The following is a 22,478-nucleotide window of genomic DNA, read 5'->3' on the forward strand; positions in this document are numbered from 1 at the left end:
GCGAAACAAGTGCAGCTAAAGCGCCGGGTGCCTCGAAGAAGCTCCCATGCGCAAAACATGGGAAGAACACGATGAGCCTGACGCGCCGCCTCCTGATCGCCGCCTCCCTCGCCACAGGCCTTGCCTCCTTCGCCACCGTCGCTTCCGCGCAGGTGAAGGAAATCCGCATCGACTATGCCACCTACAACCCGGTCAGCCTCGTTCTGAAGGACAAGGGCTTCCTCGAGAAGGAGCTGGAGAAGGACGGCATCAGCGTGCGCTGGGTGCAGTCGCTCGGCTCCAACAAGGCGCTCGAATTCCTCAATGCCGGGTCGATCGATTTCGGCTCCACAGCCGGCGCAGCCGCCCTGATCGGCAAGATCAACGGCAACCCGATCAAGTCGATCTACGTCTATTCCCGGCCCGAATGGACCGCCCTCGTCACCCGCAAGGATACGGGCATCACGAAGGTCGAGGACCTGAAGGGCAAGCGTGTCGCCGTGACCCGCGGCACCGATCCGCACATCTTCCTCGTGCGCGCCTTGCAGGAAGCCAAGCTCACCGAGAAGGACGTGAAGCTCGTTCTGCTCCAGCATCCGGATGGCCGCACTGCGCTCGAGCGCGGCGACGTGGATGCCTGGGCCGGCCTCGACCCGCTGATGGCGGCGGCCGAAGTGGAAAGCGGCGCCCAGCTCTTCTACCGCAACGCCGGCGCCAACACCTGGGGCGTACTGAACGTCTCCGAGTCGTTCGCCAAGGACAATCCTGCTCTCGTGCAGCGCGTGCTCAAGGCCTATGAGGAAGCCCGCAAATATGCGCTCGCCAACAAGGACGAGCTGAAGAAGACCCTCGTCACCTACACCAAGCTGTCCGACGCGGTGATCGAACGCCAGCTCGAGCGCACGGAGCTGACCCATTCCAACATCGGCCAGCCTCAGGTCGATACGATCCTTGCCGCGGGTCTTGCCCTGCAGCAGGCCGGCGTGATCCCCGCCGACACGAACGTGCAGGCCGCCGTCGATTCCCTCATCGACCGCCGCTTCGCCACTGCGTCGCGCTGATGACTTCATCGCGGGAGAGCGCCGTGACAGGCAACGCTGCAAGCCAAGCCTGGTCCTCCCATGAGGGTGCCGCCGCTCTCGCGGCCCCAACCTCCGCCGAGAAGCGACGCGCCTTCGACTGGCGCATCCTTCTCGGCTTTTTCTTGCCCATCGCGGTCGCTGTCCTTTGGGAAGGCGCCGTTCGTCTCGGCCTCGCGCAGGGACGCCTCGTTCCCCCGCCGAGCCGCATTCTCGCGACGCTCTGGGGCTTGGCCCAGAGCGGCGAATTGTGGACCCACACCTGGATGACGCTGTGGCGCGTTCTCGTCGGCTTCGTGATCGGGGCCGCCGCGGGGATCGTGCTCGGCGCACTTTCCGGCTCGAGCAAGACCATCCGCCAGCTGCTCGACCCGACCCTGCAGGCCCTGCGTGCGATTCCGTCCATCGCCTGGGTGCCGCTCTTCATTCTGTGGCTCGGCATCTTCGAGGCCTCGAAAGTCGCGTTGATCGCCGTTGGCGTGTTCTTCCCGGTTTATCTTGGCATCGCCGGCGCCATCCTGTCCGTCGACCGCAAGCTCGTGGAAGTCGGTCATGTGTTCCGCCTCTCGCGCGTGCAGCTGGCGCGCCGCATCCTGCTGCCGGCGGTCCTGCCCGAAGCCGTGATCGCGCTCCGCTCGGGCCTCGGCCTCGGCTTCATGTTCGTGGTCGCGGCGGAATTCATGGGCGCATCGGAAGGCCTCGGCTATCTGCTCGTCGACGGCCAGCAGATGGGCAAGCCCGACCAGATCCTCGCGGCCATCATCGCCTTCGCGCTCCTCGGCAAGATCGCCGACAGCCTGCTCGTCGCCGGCACCAAGCCGCTCGTGCGCTGGCAGGACACCGTGCGGGAGAGGCTGTGATGCTGAACCTCGAACATCTTTCCAAGACCTATGCCGACGGTACGCGCGCGCTGTCCGACATCAATCTCGTCGTGCAGGAAGGCGAGATCGTCTCGCTGATCGGCGGCTCGGGCTGCGGCAAGACCACGTTGCTGCGTCTCGTCGCGGGTCTCGACCCGGCGAGCGCCGGCCGGATCAGTCTCGACGACGAAGTCCTCTCGGGCCCTCATCCGGCCGTCGGCATCGTGTTCCAGGAGCCACGCCTTTTGCCCTGGCTGTCGGTGGCCGACAACATCGCCTTCGGGCTCGACGGACTGACTGCCGCCGAGAAGAAGGCGCGCGTCGCGCACGCCCTGGACAAGATCGGCCTGGCCGAACACGCCGACCGTTGGCCGCGCGACTTGTCAGGCGGGCAACAGCAGCGCGTCTCCATCGCCCGCGCCTTCGTGACGAACCCGAAGGTGCTGCTCCTCGACGAGCCCTTCTCGGCGCTCGATGCCTTTACCCGCGCGAGCCTGCACGATCATCTGCTTGGGCTTTGGGAAGAGACGCGCCCGACCGTCGTGCTCGTGACCCACGACGTGCAGGAAGCGGTGACGCTCGCCGATCGGGCCGTCGTGATGCAGCCGAAGCCCGGCCGAATCTTCGACGAATTGCCGCTGACGCTTGCGCGGCCGCGCGACAAGGCGGGCCTTCCCTTCGAGACTTCCGTGCGCCGCATCTTGACGGCCTTGGACCATTCCCTCAAAGCACCGCAATCGCAGCCCCAGCGTGAACGCGACCGTCAGGCCGCTGCGTTGTGGTGGTAGGAACGAAAAGGACTTCATCATGGATGCGACCGCCCTTCGCGCCCTTCAGGCGCCGTTGAAGGATCAATACCGCAACGATCCCGACAAGGCCGTGATCACTCTGAAGGCCCAGGGTACGCTCGACGACCAGCACATCGCCTGCAAGGTCGAGACCGGCCGCGCGCTGGCCATTGCGGGCCTCCATCCGGCCACCGGCGGCTCCGGCGCCGAACTGTGCTCGGGCGACATGCTCCTCGAAGCCCTCGTCGCCTGCGCGGGCGTGACGCTGAAGGCGGTGGCGACCGCTCTCGAAATCGATCTGCGCCATGGGTCGGTGAAGGCCGAAGGCGATCTCGATTTCCGTGGCACGCTCGGGGTCGACAAGACGGCACCGGTCGGCTTCAAGAATATCCGCCTGTCCTTCGAGGTCGACACGGACGCGCCTCAGGAGAAGATCGACCAGCTGCTCAAGCTCACCGAGCGCTATTGCGTCGTCTTCCAGACCCTCAACAACAAGCCCGAACTGAGCGCTACGCTCGCGCGGACATAAGGCTGGCTGTTCCCATCGACAAAGTGCGCCTCCCCGTCATGGCCGGCCTTGTGCCGGCCATCTCGATGCTGTGAAGCGCTGTGTTTTCCAATCGGGATCACCGGCACAAGGCCGGTGATGATGTGGCGGGTTGCAAAATCATGTCAATTCCCAGCCACCAGAGTTCGCGGCGCGCCGCTGATTGCGATCGCGGTGCCGCCGCGGATTTCCTGCACGGTCAATCCACGCTCGTTGGTGCCGTCCGGGTTGAAGCGGAACACGCCGTCGGCACCCGCGAAGCCGGCCGGGCTCGTCAGCATGGCATCGGTGAAGGCCTGAGCACCCTGCATCCTGGCAAGCGCGGCGGCGAGCGTCACGGCGTCGTAGGACAGGGTCGCCAGCCGGATCGGATCGACATTGAACCGCGCGCGATACCGCTCGGCGAAAGCCGTGAAACCACGTTTATCGGGGGCCGCGAACCAGCCCCCTTGCAGAGCCGGGAGAGCAGCTACGCGAGGCTCGTCCCACAAGCCCGTGCCGAGCGGCTTAACCCGCAACGGATCGAAGCCTTCCATCTGCAGCGCCTGGGAGATGGCCGGCAGGCCATCGCCGTTCTCCGGCATGAACAGCGCATCGGCCTGCGGCGCGGCGCCGGCGACGATGGGCGCCATCCGCCGCACGGCGTCATGAGGCCGGCCCGGCGGATAATAGTCGAGCGTCGCGATGCGGAGGCCCTGCCGGGCCGCCGCCTGCTGCAGCCGCGACGCGGCCACGCGGCCATATTGCGTGTCCGGGATCAGAGCCGCGATCGAGCGGCGTCCCTGGCTGGCGGCGAAGGATACGATACGGTCGACCTCCTCCTGCACCATGAAGCTGAGAAGATAGACGCCCTGGCTGGCGACGCTCGCATCCGTCGAGAATCCGATGACGGCTTTTCCGCGCTGACGGGCCGCCTGTCCCGCCGCCTGCACGGAGCCTGCGTAAAGCGGACCGAGGATGAGTTCGGCGCCCTCGCCCAAAGCCTGCTGCGCCGCCGTCTGCGCGCCCTCCGGTGTGCCGGCATCGTCCTTCACGAGCAGAGTGAGATCGGAGCCCTGGAATTCTTCAAGGGCCAGTTCCGCGGCGTTGCGCATGCTCTGCGCCACGATGGCCCCCTGGCCCGGTTCCGACATGGGCAGGATCAGCGCGACCCTGACGGGGCCCCGGCCGATGGTCGTCCCTTCCTGTCCGGGCGCCGGCGAAACGCCCGACGCGGGGACGCCGCCCGCCGCGAGGTCGGCCGCGTAGACAGGTTCGGACGGCTTGGCGGCGACAGGCCGGGCCGGCTTGCGGGACGAGGTCCGGCTGCCGGACCCGACACATCCGGACAACACCAGCGATGTGGAGAGAACGAAAGCCCAGGCGGCGCGGCTGGAAGGACCGGCTGCCCGTTCGATGAAGCGCGCCATCTCCACCCCCTTTGGAAACAGCTCAAGCGAGGAGCAAAGCGTGGCAGCAAAAGGTAAACATTGTTTCCAATGCCGGTTGATGGATTGACGACCCCGCTTTCGCGACGACGCCCCTTCATGCGACAGTGACGACGATGAGCCAGAGAATCGATAATCGAACCAAACGGCGCGAGCCGAACGAACGGGTTGCCACCTTCACCGCCTTCGGCCTCGCCGCCGAGGCAAAGCCTCTGTCGCCGGGGCTCTATGTGGTCGCGACGCCCATCGGCAATCTGCAGGACGTGTCCTTCCGCGCCTTGAACGTGCTCGCCGCCGCGGATGCGATCCTCGCCGAGGATACGCGGGTGACGAAGACGCTGCTCGCCCATTACGGCATCACGACGCCGCTGGTGGCCTATCACGAGCATTCCAACGATGCGGTGCGCGAGCGCATGGTCCACCGCATCCGCGAGGGCCAGGCGCTGGCCCTGGTGTCGGACGCGGGCACGCCCCTGGTGTCGGATCCGGGCTACAAGCTCGTGCAGGCGGCCATCGAGGAAGGACTGCCCGTCACCCCGATCCCCGGGCCCTCCGCCGTCCTCACCGCCCTCGTGGCCTCGGGCCTGCCGACCGACCGCTTCTTCTTCGAGGGTTTCCTGCCGCCGAAGAGCGCCGCGCGCCGCGCGAGGCTTGCCGAGATCGGCACGATTCCCGGCACGCTCATGCTCTTCGAGGGACCGCATCGCCTGCCCGAGATGCTCGCCGATGCGGCGGAGGTGCTCGGCGAGCGGCAAGCCGTGGTGGCGCGCGAGCTGACCAAGATGTTCGAGACGATCCGGCGCGGCACCCTGCCGGACCTCGCCCGGCAATTCGCCGAGGAAGGCCCGCCCAAGGGCGAGATCGTGGTGCTGATCGGCGAGGCGACCAAAGAGATGCATGCGGCCGAGGCCGATGCGGCGCTCGACGGCAAGCTCGAAGCGGCGCTGAAGAACCACTCGATCAAGGATGCCGCGGCACTCGTCGCGGCGGAGCTCGATCTGCCCAAGCGCGAGGTCTATGCCCGCGCCCTGGCGCTCGCCAAGAAGGACGCATGACGAGCGCTCTCGAACGGCGCCGCGCCACTTTCCTGCGCGGCCACCGCGCCGAGTGGATCGCGTTGCTGTTTCTCATGATGAAAGGCTATCGCCCACTCGCACGCCGTTATGCGGCCTCGGGCGGCGAGATCGACCTGATCGTGATGCGTGGCGACACCATCGCGTTCGTCGAAGTGAAGGCGCGCGGGCTCATGGACGATGCCCTCGCGGCCATCACCGCCCGCAAGCGCCAGCGCTTCTCGCGTGCGGTGCGCACATGGCTCTCGCGCAACGTCTGGGCGCAAGGCAAGACATGGCGCGCCGATGCGGTGTTCATCGCACCCAAACGATGGCCGCAGCACATCGTGTCGGCTTTCGAGCTGGAGATGAGTTGAACGAGCGCAACGACGGTGTCGTCTACGCTGCCATCCGGTGCCGGTCCGCCACCGCCTCGCGGATATGTCGCGCCAGTTCCTGCACGACATGATTGCCGCCGTCGCGCGGCAGGTAGAGATTGACCATGAAAGGCGGCAAGGCAGGCAGTCCCGATTCAGGCCCCAGTACGTCGAAACCGATCGGCACGGTCGAAGCCATCCAGGCCATGACGGCGATGTCGGCCGCCACCGTGGCCACCTGGGCCGAGGTGTTCGTTACCTCCGAGACGGAACGCCATTCGATGCCGGCCTTCTGCAGCGCCTCGCGGATCGGCGCCCGGAAGGCGCAATCGGAGCAACCGATGGAAACCGGCAGCGGACGCTGGCGCGCCGCATCGCCGCCGCGGGCGCCGACCCAGACGAGGCGGTCCATCACGAGGTTTCGGCCATCGGGATCGCAGGCCATTTCGGTGGCGAGCACCACGTCGACCTGGCCGGCATAGAGCTTCGAGCGAAGCGACACGCTGGAGCCGCTGTTGAGCGAGATCTGCACGCGCGGATAGCGGCGCGCGAAATCCTTCAGGAAGGTCGGAAGATACGTGGTGATGATGTCGCTCGGGATGCCGAGCCGAACCTCGCCCTCGAATTCCGGCGTCGTCATCTCGGTCCAGATTTCATCGTTGAGGGCCAGCATGCGCTTCGCCCGTCCGAACAGGCGCTCGCCGGCGGTCGTGAGCTTCATGGCGCGCCGGTCGCGGGTGATAAGCTCCTCGCCCAGGGCTTCTTCCAGGCGCTTGATCTGCTGGCTCACCGCCGCCTGGGTCAGGTTGAGAACCCCGGTGGCGGCGGTCATCCCGCCTGCATCCACCACCGCGACGAAGGCCCTGAGCAGGCTGACATCGAGATTCCGGGCCATGGCCTCTCTCAATAAAGATTCATTATCATCAATATAATGAACATTCGTTTCTCTTATGCAAGGAGAAAGAGCATCATCTCCTCATCGAACCTGAGGAGACAGCCATGACAGTCCATGCCCCATCCTACGATTGGACCGCCGAGCAGCCGGCCTCGAAGCCTTCGAGGATCAAGGGCCTCTTCGCGGCCCTCATGCATGAGATCGAGATTCGCCGCGCCCTGCGCCACGTCAACAGCCTCGATGATGCGATGCTGCACGATATCGGCCTCACGCCGGGCAGCATCGAGGACGCCGTTCGGTGCGGGCGGCATTAATCTCCCTGTTTGGGCGCGAATACCGTCACGGCCGCCGGCCGGATCGAGAAATGGGCGGGCGTCTGGGTCACGATCTCGCCATCCGCATTGATGGGCCTCGGCTTGCGGGTGCGGATGTCGAACTCCTTGGCCCTGACGGCCCTCACCTCCTCCCAGGCGCCGTGCTGCCCGTAACGGAACGAGCGCGCCATGAGAGCGAGCTTCCAGGCCCGTTCCAGTTCCAGGCTGTAGAGATCGAGATGCTGGTCGTCGATGGCCGCATCCTTTTCCACCGCATTCCCGCCGCCGTAGAAACGCCCGTTGCCGACGGCGATCTGCAGCGTCTTCACGCGCACGGATTCGTTCTCGCTGGTGATGGTGGCCCGGAACGGCTTGGCCTGCGCCAGGACCTTCAGGGCCACCAGCGCATAGCCGAGGCGGCCCCAGCGGCGCTTGATGTCGCGCGTCAGTTTCTGCGCCAACTCCGCCGACAATCCGAGACTTGCCACGTTGAAGAAGGGTTCGCCGTTGACCAGGCCGAGATCGATCTTGCGCGTCACCCCCTGGGCGATGATGTCGGCGGCGGCATCGACATCGAAGGGTATGTCGAGGGTCCGGGCGAGATCGTTGGCCGTCCCCATCGGGAGAATGCCCAAGGGCAGCCGGGCCTCGATCACCCCGAGGGCCGCGGCATTGATGGTGCCGTCGCCGCCGCCGACGATGGCGCAATCCACGTCATGGGCATGTCTGACGATGAGCGGCGACAGGTCCTCCCGGCGGCCGCATTCCAGATGAACGGGCTCGATGCCATGATCCTTCAGGCGCTCGACAGCCATCTCGCACTGGGCGGCGCCGCTGCGGCTCTTGGTATTCACGATCAGAAGGGCGCGGCGGGGCATGGTCTGTCACATGGAAAAGCTTGAGCGGATCCGCAAGGGTTCATCGAAGCGGAGCCGTTGAATAACCCGCCTCCCCCGATTTCGTTCACGAGCCGCAGATCAAGAGTTGCCATCCTCGACATTTGGCCCAATAACCCTGCTTCCCAAGGAGGCCTGACGCATGACCCTCACCGTTGCGTTCCAGATGGATCACATCCGCAGCATCAAGATCGCAGGCGATACCGGCTTTGCGCTGATGCTCGAAGCCCAACGGCGCGGGCACCGGGTCCTGCACTACACGCCCGACCGCCTGTCCCTGCGCGACGGCGCCGTCATCGCCATGGCGGAAACCATCGAAGCGCGCGACGTGGAAGGCGATCATTTCACCCTGGGAACGCCCGAGAGGGTCGATCTGTCGACGGTCGACGCGGTGCTCATGCGCCAGGACCCGCCCTTCGACCTCGCCTACATCACCGCCACTCATTTCCTCGAGCGCATCCATCCCAAGACCCTGGTGGTCAACGATCCGACCCATGTGCGCAATGCGCCGGAGAAGATCTTCGTCACGCATTTTCCGCACCTGATGCCGCCGACCCTCATCTCCCGCGACAGGCAGGAGATCGAGGAGTTCCGACGCGAGCATGGCGACGTGGTGATGAAGCCGCTCTACGGCCATGGCGGCGCGAGCGTGTTCAAGGTCGGGCGCGAGGATCCGAACTTCGGATCGCTCTACGACCTGTTCTCCAACCTGTTCCGCGAACCCTGGGTGATCCAGCGCTTCCTGCCCAAGATCACCGAAGGCGACAAGCGCATCATCCTCATCGACGGCGAGGCCGCGGGCGCAATCAACCGGGTTCCGGCGGCCAACGACATCCGTTCCAACATGGTGCGCGGCGGCGCGGCCAAGCCCACGGACCTGACGGCGCGCGAGCGCGAGATCTGCGAAACCATCGGCCCGGACCTCAAGCGCATGGGCCTCATCCTCGTCGGCATCGACGTGATCGACGGCAACCTGACCGAGATCAACGTGACGGCCCCCACGGGCATCCGCGCCATCAAGCGCCTCGGCGGGCCGGATCTCGCCGTGACGGTATGGGATGTGATCGAGAGCAAGGTGAAGGCCTGACATCCTTCGCCGTCATGGCCGCGCCTGTCCCGGCCGTCCCGATCCCGTGAAGCGCAGCGCTCTTCTTCATCGAGATCACCGGCACAAGGCCGGTGATGACGTGTGAGTGGGTGCCTAGGCGGCCAGTTCCGCAATCACCGCATTGAGCACCGGAAAGCCCTTCGGCGTCACGGCGAGGCGAGAGCCGTCGACCTGGATCAGGCCTTCCTCTTCGAGGATCCGCAGGCCGCGTTGATTGAGCGTCTTGCCCGTGAATGCCTCGAAACGCCGGGAATCGACGCCCTCCTTCAACCGGAGGCCCATGAGCAGGAATTCGTCGCCCTCGGCCTCGGAGGTCAGAACCTCCTCGTCGATGACGCCGTGGCCTTCGCGCTCGACGCGTTCCAGCCAGGTCTCGGGATGCTTCTCCGTGGCGGTCGCAAGCCGCGCATTGCCGGTCACCAAACGTCCATGCGCACCGGGGCCGATGCCCGCATATTCGCCATAGCGCCAATAGAGCAGGTTGTGGCGGGATTCCGCGCCAGGTCGCGCATGGTTCGAGATCTCGTAGGCCGGCAGCCCATGCTTCGCGCACACATCCTGGGTGATGTCGTAGAGCGCGCGGCCGGTCTCCTCGTCGGGCACCGTGATCTTGCCCGCATCGTAGAGGCGCTGGAACCAGGTGCCGGGCTCGATGGTGAGTTGATAGAGCGACAGGTGCTCGACCGCATGGGAGATGGCCTGCTCCAGCTCCGATCCCCAGGCCTGCGGCGTCTGGCCGGGCCGCGCATAGATGAGGTCGAAGGAATAGCGCTCGAAGATGGAGGCTGCGATCTTCACGGCGCCCAGAGCCTCGTCGACCGAATGCATGCGGCCCAGGCGTTTCAGATCGGGATCGTTGAGCGCCTGGACGCCGAGAGAGACCCGGTTGATGCCCGCGTGACGGTAGCCGCGGAAGCGTTCCGCCTCGACGCTGGTGGGGTTGGCCTCGAGCGTCACCTCGGCTCCTGGATCGATCGCCCAGGCCCCGCCGATGGCATCGAGGATCGCCCCCACGGTTTCCGGCTTCATGAGCGAGGGCGTGCCGCCGCCGAAGAAGACGCTCGTGACGGCCCGGCCGGGAATGCGCGCCGCCGTGTGGGCGATCTCGCGACGGAAGGCCGCCAGGAACCGCTCCTGATCCACCGGCTGGTGGCGGACATGGCTGTTGAAGTCGCAATAGGGGCATTTGGAGGCGCAGAAGGGCCAATGGACATAGACGCCAAAGCCCACATCGCGCGTCGGATGATCGATCATGGAGCGTATATGGCAGGTCGGAGAGCGTACGTCACGGGTGGCGGTGTCGCGCAGGACAGGCTCTCGGTGTCATTCCCGGCCGGAGCGCAGCGAAGGGGAAGGAAACCCATAGCTCAGCATTCAAGAGTGGATCCCCCTCCCTCGCCTACGTCTCGACGGGGATGACAAGGCCATACGCTGCGGAAAGTTTTCTGAACCTGTTCACTCACAAGGTTGTTCTCTCCTACAGAGCCTTCCGTTCTGGCCTCCGGCGCTGCGGAGCCCTATGATCGGCAGGTAAAGAGTCAGGAACCCACCATGCGGCATTGGCGCGGCCCGTTCGACCGGCAGGGCTATCACCACGGCAATCTGAAGGAAGCGCTCATCGAGGCGGCGCAGCGCTTCATTGCCGAGCGTGGGATCGGCGGGTTTACGCTCGCCGATGCGGCCAAGCTCGTGGGTGTCACGCCGGCCGCCCTCTACCGCCATTTCCGAGGCCGGGACGCCCTGGTGGCCGAGGTCGCCTTCCGCGGCTACGACGAGCTGGCGAAACGGCTCGGACGGGCGCTGCAGAGCGAGGGAACGGCCCTGGAGCGCTTCACCCGCATGGGCGAGGCCTATCTCGCCTTCGCCGAGCAGGAACCGGGATTCTACACGGCCATGTTCTCGGCCAAGCCGGCCGATGGCGATGCCTCGTGCGGCCCCTTCTGGGCCAAAAGCATCCAGAGCGGCGGCAAGCCCGTCGGGAACGCCTTCGATTTCCTGGTCCAGGCCCTGTCGCAGACATTTCCCGAGGGTTTCCAGAGCGTCGACGTCCGCTTCATCGCCATCGAAGTCTGGGCGCTCTCCCATGGCATCGCCACGCTCGACGCAGCCGGTCAGCTTCCCAAGGGCCCTGGACTGCCGGACAAGTACGAATTGCTCCGCGCCGGCGTCCTGGCCCTGGTCCACGGCGCCCTCAAGGAACACGCCAACACGCCGAAGAAATAATCGAAAGAAGCGCTCTTGAAAGCGCCGAGATCAAGTCGCATGTTAATGTTGTTAGCATTAACATAGGGACCTCCAATGTCTGACTCTGCCTCCGCCGCCTGGAACGCGGGCCCGCATGCGGGCCCCTGGAACAACGGCACTCAACACCGCCGCTGCGGGCGCAGGCCCGGACGTGGCCTGGAGATCGCCGGCATCATTCTGGGTTTCATCTTCGTCTGGCCGCTCGCGCTGGCCTATCTGGTATGGAAAATGTGTGGATATCCGAAATACGATGAGGCCAAGGCCTTCTTCCGCGACACCCTCGGCCGCGCCAAGGACGACTTCTTCGCTTCGCGCGGTCCGGCCGGTTTCGGCGGTTTCGCGAGCACGGGCAATGCGGCCTTCGACGATTATCGCCGCAGCGAACTCGAGCGCCTCGAAGCGGAGCGCCGCAAGCTCGACGAGGAGGCCAGGGACTTCCGCAACTTCGTCGAGGAGTTGAAGCGGGCCAAGGACCGCGAGGAGTTCGACGCCTACATGGCCAAGCGCCGCGGCAACGGCACGACGAACGTCTGATCGGCCTGAGTGAAGTCAATGGAGCGCCCTTCGGGGCGCTCTTTCTGTTTCAGAGGTTGATTGCGAGGATCATCGCGCGTGCGGCCTCAATGGTCCCGGGCAGGCTGGACACGGACGTGTCGAGGATGAGATCGCTGAACGGGCGCGCGTGGTATCCTTCGTCGTACATCTCGACGATGCGGTTCTTCTCTTCGCGTGAGAGCGTTCGAGCCCCGCGGTCCGCCAACGCCACCTCAAGCGGCGGCGCGAGCGTCAAAACCAGGAAACGGGCCCCTTTCCTATCAGCCGCTTCCTTCAGCCGCCGGTGGTCAGCCTCATCAAGGGGATACGCGACGACAAGGTAGCACCCCTGCGCCCTCGCGATCTCTGTTTCGATGCGGCCGAGGGCAGCCTCGATCCGGACGCCGAGAGGTGCATCGTCCGGAGCATCGTGATCGTCCCCGTCAATGAAAAAGGCCCTCGGCAAAGCCTCCGACAAGGCCCGACCAAGGGTGGTTTTTCCGCTGTTGATGGGACCGTTGATGTGGACCACCGTCAGCATGACAGGCAAAAGTCCCCTATGCCCTGTGCAGGCATCCCGCCGCCAGTTTGACGAAGGCGCGGGCCCGATGGGAGAGGCCGTCCGGCTCCGGCTTCGACCAGTCGATGCCGTGCTTCTCCTCCGACGAGATCTCTCCGAAGGTCTCGGCCAAGCCATCCGGCTGGAACATGGGGTCGTAGCCGAAACCCTTCGTCCCGCGCGGCGGCCACACGACCTGACCGAAGACGCGCCCCTCGAACAGTTCCTCATGCCCATCGGGCCAGGCGATCACGAGAGCGGAGACGAAATGGGCTCGCCTATCCGTGGCTTCGCGCTTCTGCAATTCGCGCATCACCCGCTCCATGGCGGCGGAAAAGTCCCGCTTCGGGCCGGCCCAATCGGCCGTGAACAAGCCGGGCGCCCCATCCAGGGCGTGCACGCACAGGCCGGAATCGTCCGAAAGCGCCGGCAGGCCGGTGGCCGTGGCGGCCGCATGGGCCTTGATTGCAGCGTTCTCGGCGAACATGTGCCCGGTCTCGTCGGGAACGGGGAGGCCGAGCTCGCCCGCAGAAACGGCCTCGACGCCGAAGGGAGCGAGCAGTTCCTGCATCTCCCGCAGCTTGCCCGCGTTGTGGGTGGCGATGACGACCTTGCCGGTCAGGAGGCGATGGGGGCTCATGCGACGGCCTTCTTCTGCAGGTCCACGAGCTGCGCCACGCCGGTCTTGGCGAGCCGTAGCAGGCTCAGGAATTCCTCCTCGGAGAAGGGCTTGCCTTCGGCCGTGCCCTGCACCTCGACGATCCCGCCGGAGCCGGTGATCACGAAATTGGCGTCGGTCTCGGCTGCGGAATCCTCCGCATAGTCGAGATCGAGGACCGGCTGGCCCTTGTAGATGCCGCAGGAGATGGCGGCCACGGGCTCGCGCAGGGGGTTGATCGAGATGATCGAGCGGTTCTGCATCCAGGCGAAGCATTCGTGCAGCGCCACCCAGGCGCCGGTGATGGACGCCGTGCGGGTGCCTCCATCGGCCTGGATCACGTCGCAATCGACGACGATCTGCTTCTCGCCGATGGCCGGCAGGTTGACGACGGCGCGCAGCGAGCGGCCGATGAGGCGCTGGATCTCCTGGGTGCGGCCCGAAGGCTTGCCGGAATTGACCTCGCGGCGGGTGCGCTCGTGGGTCGCGCGGGGCAGCATCGAATATTCCGCCGTCACCCAGCCGCGCCCGGTGCCGCGCAGCCACGGCGGCCCCTTCTCCTCGAGCGACGCGGTGCAGATGACCTTCGTGTTGCCAAAGGTGACGAGGCAGGAGCCTTCCGCGTAGCGCGCGACGCCGCGCTCCAGGGTGACGGGGCGCAGTTCGTCGGGCGCGCGGTTGGAAGGACGCATGGCGGTTTCTCCTGAAAGATCTGGCGATTCCCGCCTGTTTGAAGCGGCCAGGACGATTAGGCAAGCGCAAGGCTTGCCGAAGGGGCTTCCGATCCGCACATAATATCGGCTTGCAGGGCGGAATTGTGAGAGCGTAGAACCCTTCGGATGCATCCCACCGGTCCCTTTTCCCATCTCTCGGAAAGCCGCGCCATCGCGGAGCTGAACGACCGTTCTCGCGAGATCTTTCGCCAGATCGTCGAAAGCTACCTGATGACCGGGGAGCCCGTGGGCTCGCGCCATCTCTCGCGCATCCTGCCGATGACGCTTTCGCCGGCCTCGATCCGCAACGTGATGGCGGATCTGGAAGCCGCAGGCCTGATCTTCGCTCCCCATACCAGCGCCGGCCGCCTGCCGACGGAAACGGGCCTGCGCTTCTTCGTCGATGCCATGATGGAGATCGGCGACGTCACCTCCGAGGAGCGCTCGCGCATCGAGGCGCAGATGCGGGCCGCCGCCTCCGGCCATACTCTGGAAACGGCCCTTGCCGAGGCCTCGGCTCTGCTGTCGGGCGTCTCGCGCGGGGCCGGCGTCGTGGTGACCTCGAAGTCCAATGCCCGTCTCAGGCACATCGAATTCGTCCGCCTCGACCCCACCCGCGCCCTGGTGGTGCTCGTCTCCGAGGACGGCTCGGTGGAAAACCGCCTCCTCGATCTGCCCGCAGGCCTGCCCGCCGGCGCCCTGGTGGAGGCGGGCAACTTCCTCAACGCGCGCATCCAGGGCAAGACGCTCGGCGACATCAAGCGCGAGATCCAGACCCGCCGAGAGGACATGGAGCGCGAGCTCGACGTCCTCACCGCCCGGCTCGTCGAGGCGGGACTTGCCACCACGGTGGGACCGGCGGATTCGCGCCAGCTCATCGTGCGCGGCCAGGCCAACCTCCTCGACGACCTGAAGGCTGCGGAGGACCTGGAACGCATCCGCCTGCTCTTTTCGGACCTGGAAACCCAGACCGATGTCATCGACCTGCTCAGCCGTGCCGAAGGCGGCGAAGGCGTACGCATCTTCATCGGCTCGGAGAACAAGCTCTTTTCGCTCTCCGGCTCCTCGATGATCGCCGCCCCCTTCCGTGACGGCAGCCAGAAGATCGTCGGGGTCCTCGGCGTCATCGGCCCGACGCGCCTCAACTACGCGCGCATCGTCCCGATGGTGGATTACACCGCCAAGGTGATCTCGCGCATCCTGGAACGGGGACGGTAAGCCTCTTTCCTGTCCCACATATCGTTGCGTTATAGGGAACCATCCTGGCCTGAAGCGTTAAACCTCCTGTCCGCGAATGCGGCCTATGTTCCCATCGATGGAGGAGGTTTCCTTGAAGACAGCAGCGATCATCGCCGGCGCCGGTCTCATGATGCTCGGCACCCTCGGTCAGGCTCAGGCTCAGGCCAGCGGTACCCCCGGCTCTCCGTTCCCGACGGCCGCCCCGCACGAAATCCAGACGATCAACGGCGTGCCGTGCCGCACCATTCTCGACCGCGAGAGCAACACGCGCATCCCGGTTCAGTGCGCCAGCCAGGCCGGCATGATCGGCATGGACCCGACGACCACCGGCAGCGTTCTCGTGGCGCCGGCCGGCCAGGCTCCGGTGTCCGGAACGCCTGCTTCCGCCTTCCCCACGGCCGCCCCTCATGAAATCCGGGTCATCAACGGCATTCCCTGCCGGACCGTCCTGGTCCAGGGCACCGACCAGCGCGTTCCCGTCGAGTGCGCCGCGCGATAATCGCTCCGTTTCCCCTGACAGGCGCGGATGCCCTGCTCCGCGTCTGCAACACCCTCGCTCCCATTCCTGCATAGCCGCCGGATCGCCCATTCGAGGCATGTTGCCCCGGGCGGAAACCCTCCTATCTCCAGAGCCATAACCTCTGCCTTAAGAGTTGCTCATTCGCCCTGGCCCCAGGAGGTTTCCGTGGAGGTTTCCGTGAAGACGCTCTCGGTTGTCGCGATCACCGGCCTCATGGGGCTCGGCAACATCGGCTTTGCCCAGGCCCAGGTCAGCGGGACGCCCTATTCGCCCTTCCCGGATGCCGCTCCCCATGAGATCCGGATTTACAACGGGATACCCTGCCGCACGATTCTCGACCGGGCCAGCGGGGTCCGGCTCCCGGTCCAGTGCGCCGGTCCGGACGGGGTGATCGGCGTGGATCCGACCGCGACCGGCAACGTTTTCGCCCCGCCGCCCTATGGGGTTCCGGGTCTTGGCGCACCGCCTTACGCCTTTCCCGAGCGCGCCCAGAGCGACATTCAGATCATCAACGGGTTCAAGTGCCGCACCGAGTTCATCGAGGAGACGGGAGAGCACCTCCCTGTCGAGTGCGTGCGCTGATCCTGTCTCCTGTTTTTCCAAAAGCATGGGGTTGTGCGCCCGCGCCCGCTTCTTCCTGGCGATAGCCCTTCCCTCGCAGGGCCGCAGTCCTTCTCCGACGAACCTTGGCTTTCGGCCTGCACCGGCCCCGATACGCCCGGCCTCCCTTGGCTTTGAGGGCCGCCCCTGCTATTGCGGCCTGAACATTCTTATATTTGCAGTATTATGACCGCTCGCACCTTCGACAACATCCGCAACTTCTCCATCGTGGCCCATATCGACCACGGCAAGTCGACTCTCGCCGACCGCCTGATCCAGGCCACGGGGGCGCTGACGGCCCGTGAGATGACGGAACAGGTGCTCGATAACATGGATATCGAGCGCGAGCGCGGCATCACCATCAAGGCTCAGACCGTCCGCCTCGAATACAAGGCTCAGGACGGCAGGACCTACATCCTGAACCTCATGGACACCCCCGGCCACGTGGACTTCGCCTACGAGGTTTCCCGGTCGCTCGCAGCCTGCGAGGGCTCGCTCCTGGTGGTGGACGCCTCCCAGGGCGTGGAGGCGCAGACGCTCGCCAATGTCTATCAGGCCATCGACGCCAATCACGAGATCGTTCCCGTCCTCAACAAGATCGACCTTCCGGCCGCCGATCCGGACCGGATCAAGGAGCAGATCGAGGAAGTGATCGGCATCGACGCCTCGGACGCGGTGCCGATCTCGGCCAAGACCGGCCTCAACATCGAGGGCGTGCTGGAAGCCATCGTCCAGAAGCTGCCGCCGCCGAAGGGCGACCCGGATGCGCCGCTCAAGGCTCTCCTGGTCGATTCCTGGTACGATGCCTATCTCGGTGTGGTCGTGCTCGTGCGCATCGTCGACGGCACCATGAAGAAGGGCCAGACCATCAAGATGATGGGAACGGGCGCGACCTATGGCCTCGACCGCGTCGGCGTGTTCAACCCGAAGATGACCGAGCTGGCGCAGCTCGGCCCCGGTGAGGTCGGTTTCTTCACCGCCTCGATCAAGGAAGTGGCCGATACCCGCGTCGGCGACACCATCACGGACGAGCGCAAGCCGACGGCGGAAGCGCTTCCGGGCTTCAAGCCCGTGCAGCCGGTGGTGTTCTGCGGCCTCTTCCCCGTCGATGCGGCCGATTTCGAGAACCTGCGCGGCGCCATGGGCAAGCTGCGCCTCAACGACGCGAGCTTCTCCTATGAAATGGAGACCTCGGCCGCGCTGGGCTTCGGCTTCCGCTGCGGCTTCCTCGGGCTTCTCCACCTCGAGATCATCCAGGAGCGCCTGGAGCGCGAGTTCAACCTCGACCTCATCTCCACCGCGCCGTCCGTGGTCTATCACCTGCGCATGCGCGACGGCTCGGTGAAGGAGCTGCACAACCCGGCCGACATGCCGGACGTCATGCAGATCGAGTCCATCGAGGAGCCGTGGATCCGCGCCACGATCCTCACGCCCGACGAATACCTCGGCGCCGTGCTCAAGCTCTGCCAGGACCGCCGCGGCGTGCAGATAGACCTCAACTATGTCGGCAAGCGCGCCATGGTGGTCTACGACCTGCCGCTGAACGAGGTGGTGTTCGATTTCTACGACCGCCTGAAATCGGTCTCGAAGGGCTACGCTTCCTTCGACTACCACATCTCCGATTATCGCGAGGGCGACCTCGTGAAGATGTCGGTTCTGGTCAACGGCGAGCCGGTGGACGCGCTGTCCATGCTCGTGCACCGCACCCGCGCCGAAGGCCGCGGCCGAGCCATGTGCGAGAAGCTGAAAGAGCTCATCCCGCCGCACATGTTCCAGATCCCGGTGCAGGCGGCCATCGGCGGCAAGATCATCGCCCGCGAGACCATCCGCGCCCTGCGCAAGGACGTGACCGCCAAGTGCTACGGCGGCGACGCCTCCCGCAAACGCAAGCTTCTCGACAAGCAGAAGGAAGGCAAGAAGCGGATGCGCCAATACGGCAAGGTCGACATCCCGCAGGAAGCCTTCATCGCCGCGCTGAAGATGGACAACTGATCTCCGACTTCACATCAAACGTGACGCGTCGAAAAGCGTGCCGGCCATCAACCGGCGCGCTTTTTGTTCGAGCGGCTCATCGGCGCAGCCGGGAACCTGATCCGGCAGCCTGAGTTCAACCCCCGTACGGGGCCAAGGTCTCTCCAAAGGGTCGATGCTGAAGGAACGGAGTCTTCGGACGCCGGGCTTCGGCACGTCCATGCCGGCTGGACCTTTCGCAAACCGCACATCCAAGCCACAGGACCTCGCTTTACAGAGGAGCGCCAATGCCTTCATCCCTGCGGGCCACGCTGCCGACGCTTTTCGCCCTTCTCTTCGGCTACGCTCTCATGCAGATCGGCAACACCTTGCAGGGCACGCTGCTCAGCGTGCGCGGGAGCATCGCTCAGTTCACGCCGACGGAAATCGGCGCCGTCGGATCCGCCTTCTGGGGCGGGATCGTGGTGGGCTCGCTTTACGCCGGGCGCGTGATCCAGCAGGTCGGCCACACGCGGGCCTTTGCCGCATTGGCGGCCATCGCCGCCTCGACGGCGCTGCTGCATCTTCTTGTCATCAATCCGCCCGTCTGGATCGCCGCCCGCGCGGTGACGGGCTTCTGCTTCGCCGGATTGTTCATCGTGGTCGAAAGCTGGCTCAACGCCTCCGCCGACGCGCAGACCCGCGGGCAGGTTCTCAGCGTTTACGGAATGACGGGCCTGATCGCCGGGATCGGCGGGCAGATGCTCCTGCCCGCGGGCGATCCGAACGGCTACCGGCTGTTCTGCTTCGTCGCCATCCTCATCTGCCTCGCTCTCGTGCCGACGGCCCTGTCGCGGGCCTCCGCCCCGGCCCACGCGGTCAGCGACACGAAGATCAATCTCAGGCAGCTCTACAGGCAATCGCCCTTCGGCGTGGTGGCTGCGGTCCTGTGCGGCATCACCACGAGTTCGTTCTTCGCGCTCGGCCCGATCTGGGCGCAGGAGCGAGGGCTCGATACGGCGGAGATCGCCATCTTCATGGCCTGCGGCACCCTGGGCGGCTTCGCCACCACATACCCGCTCGGCTGGCTCTCGGACCGCATGGACCGGCGCCATGTGATCATCGGCGCGTCGGGCATGGCTGCGGCGATCCTTCTCGCGCTCATCCACTTCGTGCCGCTCACGGTGCCCGTTTGGCTGCTTTTCTTCTATGTCGCCATCTTCGGCGGCAGCGTGATCCCGACCTACAGCATCGTGACGGCGCATGTGAACGACATGGTGAAGCCCGGCGAGTTCGTGGCCGCCGCCGGCGGCCTCCTCATCCTGCAAGGCATCGGCGCGGCCATCGGCCCGGTGATCTCGGGCATGGCCATGACGGAGTTCGGGCGGCTGGGCCTGCTCTATGTCGTCATCATCGCCCAGGCCCTCATGGCGATCTGGGGCGCCTATCGCAGCCTGCAGCGCGCCGCACCGGCGACGGAAGAAAAGGAAACCTTCGTTCCCGAACCGGTCGTTCCCGTCGGAACGCGGCTGGAGGCGCATTGAGCGCCTCCATCGAACCGCAGCATGGCAGCTCCCTTCGTTCTTATCTAGGCCACGCCGACGCGGCGCCCGGAGGCATCGATCACCGGCTCGCCGTCTTCCTTGACGAACTCGCCCTGCTGCGGCGGCAGGATGTCGATCACCGTCTCGGACGGGCGGCATAGCCTGACGCCCAGGGGCGTGACCACGATGGGCCGGTTGATCAGGATCGGATGCGCCATCATCGCATCGAGGAGCTGGTCGTCGCTCAAGGAGGGATCACCGAGCCCGAGCTCCGAATAGGGCGTTCCCTTTTCGCGGATCACATCGCGGACGCTTCCTCCCATGCGGTCGATCAGCTGGCGCAGGAGCAGGCGCGTCGGCGGGGTCTTCAGATACTCGATGATATGCGGCTCGATCCCGGCATTGCGGATCAGCCCCAAGGTATTGCGCGAGGTCCCGCATTGCGGATTGTGGTAGATGATCACGTCCATGGCCGATCCTTCTTACTGCGTGAATCCGTCCCTCGTCAGGACAACCCATGTCAAGGCTGACGGGCAATCGGTTCAAGGCACGACAGGTCAGTTCCGGCAGGCCGCCCGCCCCTCGACCTTCAATCGTGCCAGGAGGCGCCATGCGAGAGCCTCGTAGGCCTCGCGGCTTTCCACACCGGAGAGGGACAATTCAAGCACCCATTCGCTCGAGAGCGGCACGATCAGGGTCTCGACCGTCATGGCACGCGAAGTCGTCGGCAGATTGACGTCGATCCATGTGGCAGACCAGCGGGTCGCCCCTGCCTCCGAGGACAGGGACACGGATTGCGCCGGCTGCCCCAACAGCTCCTCGTAGTCCCTCTGCAGGGCTGCCGCATCGCGGATCGCGAGATCGGGCTGGGGCATGTCGCGAAGTTCCTCGGCCGACCGGAGGCCGATGGAGAGATGCGCATTCGATGCGACGGCCTTCAGGCCCGCCTCAGTGAGACGCCACTCTTCCGGCAGCGCGAAGGAGTAGCAGAGATCGGACGCGACTTTGCCGGAAACCTGCGTCTGGTGCGCGGCGGCGTCGAAGCGCGCCTGGATCGCCTCGGTCCCGTCGATCCTGTCGAGCGGGTCGTTGGCGGCATGCACCATGGGAGCAACGGCAAGTCCTGCCACGAGAACGATCGCGCGCGTCCCTGCTCCCCGCCACATCATGCTAGCCACTGAAACCCTCCAGGGGCACAGACCCTCACGTCATAGGAAACGCCCTGGAACTGCAACGGTTGCCTCAAAATCCGGCGGCGAGACATCAGGACCGATGCACCGGTCTTCTTCCGGGAAGAAAGGCGGATCGAAACCCGCCTTCCCTTTTCTGCCCTGTTGGCGATCAGCCGCGGGCGCGGGCGCGGATCATGAAGGTGTCGAAGGCGTATTCGGCCACCTGGAACCAGAGATATTCCTCACCGCGGAACGCCTTGTAGCTGTCGTAGATCTTCTTGAAATCCGGGTTCTTGGCCGAGATTTCGTCGTAGACCTCGTTGGCGGCCTTGTAGGCCGCTTCCATGATCTCCTGCGAGAAGGGACGCAGCTGTGCGCCGTTGCCGATCAGGCTGCGCAGGGCGGCCGGATTCTTGGCGTCGTACTTGGCCTGCGTGTCGACGTTCACGTAGCCCGCAGCCGCCTGGACGGCAGCCTGGTAGTTCTTCGGCAGCTCGTTCCACTTCTGCAGGTTGATGTAGAAGTGGATGGCGGGACCGCCTTCCCAGAAGCCCGGATAATAGTAGTACGGCGCCACCTTGTTGAGGCCGAGCTTCTCGTCGTCGTAAGGCGCGACCCACTCGGCGGCATCGATGGTGCCGCGCTCCAGGGACGGATAGAGATCGCCGCCGGCGATCTGCTGCGGCACGACGCCGAGCTTGCCCATGATCTGACCGGCGAGGCCGGCAATGCGCATCTTCAGGCCCTGAAGGTCCTGAACCGTCTTGATCTCCTTGCGGAACCAGCCGCCCATCTGCACGCCCGTGTTGCCCGCAGGCAGAGCGTAGACATTGTGCTTGGCGTAGAAATCGTTCAGCAGCGCGTTGCCGTTGCCGTGATAGAGCCACGCGTTGGTCTGGCGGGAGTTGAGGCCGAAGGGCAGCGTGGTGCCGATGGCGAAGGTCGGGTCCTTGCCCACGTAGTAGTAGGAGCAGGTGTGGCCCATCTCCACCGTTCCGCCGCCGATGGCGTCGAGCGCCTGCGGCGCACCGACGATCTCGCCGGGCGCGAAGGTCTGGATGATGAACTTGCCGTCGGTGGCTTCCGCCACGAGCTTGGCGAAGGTCTCGCCGCCCCCGAACAGGGTGTCGAGGGATTTCGGGAAGGCCGAGGTCAGGCGCCAGCGAACTTCCGGGTTCGACTGGGCGATGGCGGGCTTCGCGACGGCTCCGGCGGCGGCACCGATGGTGGCGGCCTGGAGGAATGCACGACGTTTCATGAGCGTCCCTTTCATTCGTTTCCGTTTCAGGGCGCACACGGGACAGAAAGTTTCAACGCGACGCACTCAAACGAATAGTTGAGACGCCCCTATAACGCCCCAAGGGAAAGAAGGGAGGGCTTCCGAAGCAGGGACTTCATGCATTCAGTGCATGCGTGGGCAGGT

General features: G+C 65.4%; 25 protein-coding genes. 15 read left to right on the plus strand and 10 right to left on the minus strand.

The window, feature by feature from the left end:
* The first annotated feature begins 71 nt into the window (after nt 1–71).
* The 4 genes from U0023_RS04050 to U0023_RS04065 are packed head-to-tail and all read left to right on the plus strand — an operon-like array spanning nt 72 to nt 3,235.
* Entirely contained in the window at nt 72–1,040 is a 969-nt protein-coding gene (locus tag U0023_RS04050; protein ID WP_009763617.1) for an aliphatic sulfonate ABC transporter substrate-binding protein, read from the plus strand.
* Between the two features lie 23 nt (nt 1,041–1,063).
* Nucleotides 1,064–1,918: an ABC transporter permease gene (locus tag U0023_RS04055; protein WP_009763616.1), complete on the plus strand. Its 855-nt coding sequence runs from the start codon at nt 1,064–1,066 to the stop codon at nt 1,916–1,918.
* A complete protein-coding gene (locus U0023_RS04060; protein ID WP_009763615.1) occupies nt 1,918–2,706 on the plus strand; it encodes an ABC transporter ATP-binding protein in 789 nt (262 codons plus the stop codon). The genes U0023_RS04055 and U0023_RS04060 overlap by 1 nt, the downstream gene beginning before the upstream one ends.
* Before the next feature lie 19 nt (nt 2,707–2,725).
* Entirely contained in the window at nt 2,726–3,235 is a 510-nt protein-coding gene (locus U0023_RS04065) for an OsmC family protein (protein ID WP_009763614.1), read from the plus strand.
* Between the two features lie 143 nt (nt 3,236–3,378).
* Here the strand turns inward: U0023_RS04065 and U0023_RS04070 are convergent, their stop codons facing one another.
* On the minus strand, nt 3,379–4,662 hold the full coding sequence (locus tag U0023_RS04070) for a penicillin-binding protein activator (protein WP_009763613.1): 1,284 nt from the start codon (nt 4,660–4,662) through the stop codon (nt 3,379–3,381).
* Between the two features lie 134 nt (nt 4,663–4,796).
* Between U0023_RS04070 and rsmI the strand changes: the two genes are divergently transcribed.
* Together rsmI and U0023_RS04080 are read left to right on the plus strand one after the other, a co-directional pair.
* Nucleotides 4,797–5,735 (plus strand): 16S rRNA (cytidine(1402)-2'-O)-methyltransferase, encoded by a 939-nt coding sequence (gene rsmI, locus U0023_RS04075; protein ID WP_009763612.1) that lies wholly within the window; start codon nt 4,797–4,799, stop codon nt 5,733–5,735.
* Nucleotides 5,732–6,109 (plus strand): YraN family protein, encoded by a 378-nt coding sequence (locus tag U0023_RS04080; protein WP_009763611.1) that lies wholly within the window; start codon nt 5,732–5,734, stop codon nt 6,107–6,109. Before rsmI ends, U0023_RS04080 begins: the two co-directional genes overlap by 4 nt.
* Before the next feature lie 22 nt (nt 6,110–6,131).
* Here the strand turns inward: U0023_RS04080 and U0023_RS04085 are convergent, their stop codons facing one another.
* Nucleotides 6,132–7,004 (minus strand): LysR family transcriptional regulator, encoded by an 873-nt coding sequence (locus U0023_RS04085; RefSeq protein ID WP_009763610.1) that lies wholly within the window; start codon nt 7,002–7,004, stop codon nt 6,132–6,134.
* Between the two features lie 104 nt (nt 7,005–7,108).
* Here U0023_RS04085 and U0023_RS04090 point away from each other — a divergent pair, with 104 nt between their 5' ends.
* Nucleotides 7,109–7,318 carry a DUF1127 domain-containing protein gene (locus U0023_RS04090; protein WP_009763609.1) on the plus strand — a complete coding sequence of 70 codons (210 nt, stop codon included), beginning with the start codon at nt 7,109–7,111 and terminating at the stop codon, nt 7,316–7,318.
* Here the strand turns inward: U0023_RS04090 and U0023_RS04095 are convergent.
* Nucleotides 7,315–8,196, minus strand: a complete 882-nt coding sequence (locus U0023_RS04095) for a lipid kinase (protein ID WP_009763608.1) — start codon at nt 8,194–8,196, stop codon at nt 7,315–7,317. The two genes, U0023_RS04090 and U0023_RS04095, sit on opposite strands and share 4 nt — an antisense overlap.
* A 160-nt stretch (nt 8,197–8,356) precedes the next feature.
* Between U0023_RS04095 and gshB the strand changes: the two genes are divergently transcribed.
* Nucleotides 8,357–9,301 (plus strand): glutathione synthase, encoded by a 945-nt coding sequence (gene gshB / locus U0023_RS04100; protein WP_009763607.1) that lies wholly within the window; start codon nt 8,357–8,359, stop codon nt 9,299–9,301.
* Nucleotides 9,302–9,415: 114 nt separating this feature from the next.
* On the opposite strand, the gene hemW is transcribed toward gshB, so the two are convergent.
* The gene (hemW, locus tag U0023_RS04105) at nt 9,416–10,576 is read right to left on the minus strand and encodes a radical SAM family heme chaperone HemW (protein ID WP_009763606.1); all 1,161 of its coding nucleotides are present in this window, start codon (nt 10,574–10,576) and stop codon (nt 9,416–9,418) included.
* A gap of 297 nt (nt 10,577–10,873) precedes the next feature.
* Here hemW and U0023_RS04110 point away from each other — a divergent pair, with 297 nt between their 5' ends.
* Nucleotides 10,874–11,545: a TetR/AcrR family transcriptional regulator gene (locus U0023_RS04110; RefSeq protein WP_009763605.1), complete on the plus strand. Its 672-nt coding sequence runs from the start codon at nt 10,874–10,876 to the stop codon at nt 11,543–11,545.
* Nucleotides 11,546–11,620: 75 nt separating this feature from the next.
* Entirely contained in the window at nt 11,621–12,100 is a 480-nt protein-coding gene (locus U0023_RS04115; protein WP_009763604.1) for a DUF2852 domain-containing protein, read from the plus strand.
* Between the two features lie 49 nt (nt 12,101–12,149).
* On the opposite strand, the gene U0023_RS04120 is transcribed toward U0023_RS04115, so the two are convergent.
* The 3 genes from U0023_RS04120 to rph form a co-directional block, all read right to left on the minus strand.
* Nucleotides 12,150–12,578 carry a shikimate kinase gene (locus tag U0023_RS04120; protein WP_210161018.1) on the minus strand — a complete coding sequence of 143 codons (429 nt, stop codon included), beginning with the start codon at nt 12,576–12,578 and terminating at the stop codon, nt 12,150–12,152.
* Nucleotides 12,579–12,657: 79 nt separating this feature from the next.
* Entirely contained in the window at nt 12,658–13,299 is a 642-nt protein-coding gene (gene rdgB, locus U0023_RS04125) for an RdgB/HAM1 family non-canonical purine NTP pyrophosphatase (protein WP_009763602.1), read from the minus strand.
* Nucleotides 13,296–14,009, minus strand: coding sequence for a ribonuclease PH (gene rph / locus U0023_RS04130; protein WP_009763601.1), 714 nt, complete (start codon nt 14,007–14,009; stop codon nt 13,296–13,298). The genes rdgB and rph overlap by 4 nt, the downstream gene beginning before the upstream one ends.
* Before the next feature lie 147 nt (nt 14,010–14,156).
* On the opposite strand from rph, the gene hrcA reads away from it, so the two are divergent.
* The 5 genes from hrcA (at nt 14,157) to U0023_RS04155 (ending at nt 19,883) form a co-directional block, all read left to right on the plus strand.
* Nucleotides 14,157–15,248, plus strand: a complete 1,092-nt coding sequence (hrcA, locus tag U0023_RS04135; protein WP_009763600.1) for a heat-inducible transcriptional repressor HrcA — start codon at nt 14,157–14,159, stop codon at nt 15,246–15,248.
* Between the two features lie 112 nt (nt 15,249–15,360).
* Nucleotides 15,361–15,768, plus strand: coding sequence for a hypothetical protein (locus tag U0023_RS04140; protein WP_009763599.1), 408 nt, complete (start codon nt 15,361–15,363; stop codon nt 15,766–15,768).
* Between the two features lie 186 nt (nt 15,769–15,954).
* Nucleotides 15,955–16,371 carry a hypothetical protein gene (locus tag U0023_RS04145; protein WP_009763598.1) on the plus strand — a complete coding sequence of 139 codons (417 nt, stop codon included), beginning with the start codon at nt 15,955–15,957 and terminating at the stop codon, nt 16,369–16,371.
* A 204-nt stretch (nt 16,372–16,575) separates the two neighbouring features.
* On the plus strand, nt 16,576–18,381 hold the full coding sequence (gene lepA, locus U0023_RS04150; RefSeq protein ID WP_009763597.1) for a translation elongation factor 4: 1,806 nt from the start codon (nt 16,576–16,578) through the stop codon (nt 18,379–18,381).
* Between the two features lie 266 nt (nt 18,382–18,647).
* Entirely contained in the window at nt 18,648–19,883 is a 1,236-nt protein-coding gene (locus U0023_RS04155) for an MFS transporter (protein WP_009763596.1), read from the plus strand.
* A gap of 44 nt (nt 19,884–19,927) precedes the next feature.
* On the opposite strand, the gene arsC is transcribed toward U0023_RS04155, so the two are convergent.
* The 3 genes from arsC to U0023_RS04170 form a co-directional block, all read right to left on the minus strand.
* Nucleotides 19,928–20,353, minus strand: a complete 426-nt coding sequence (arsC, locus tag U0023_RS04160; protein ID WP_009763595.1) for an arsenate reductase (glutaredoxin) — start codon at nt 20,351–20,353, stop codon at nt 19,928–19,930.
* Nucleotides 20,354–20,440: 87 nt separating this feature from the next.
* Nucleotides 20,441–21,061, minus strand: a complete 621-nt coding sequence (locus U0023_RS04165; RefSeq protein WP_009763594.1) for a hypothetical protein — start codon at nt 21,059–21,061, stop codon at nt 20,441–20,443.
* A 163-nt stretch (nt 21,062–21,224) separates the two neighbouring features.
* A complete protein-coding gene (locus U0023_RS04170) occupies nt 21,225–22,313 on the minus strand; it encodes a TRAP transporter substrate-binding protein (protein ID WP_040639040.1) in 1,089 nt (362 codons plus the stop codon).
* Nucleotides 22,314–22,478: the final 165 nt, after the last annotated feature.

It is taken from the genome of Microvirga lotononidis, from assembly GCF_034627025.1.
GTDB classification, from domain to species: domain Bacteria; phylum Pseudomonadota; class Alphaproteobacteria; order Rhizobiales; family Beijerinckiaceae; genus Microvirga; species Microvirga lotononidis.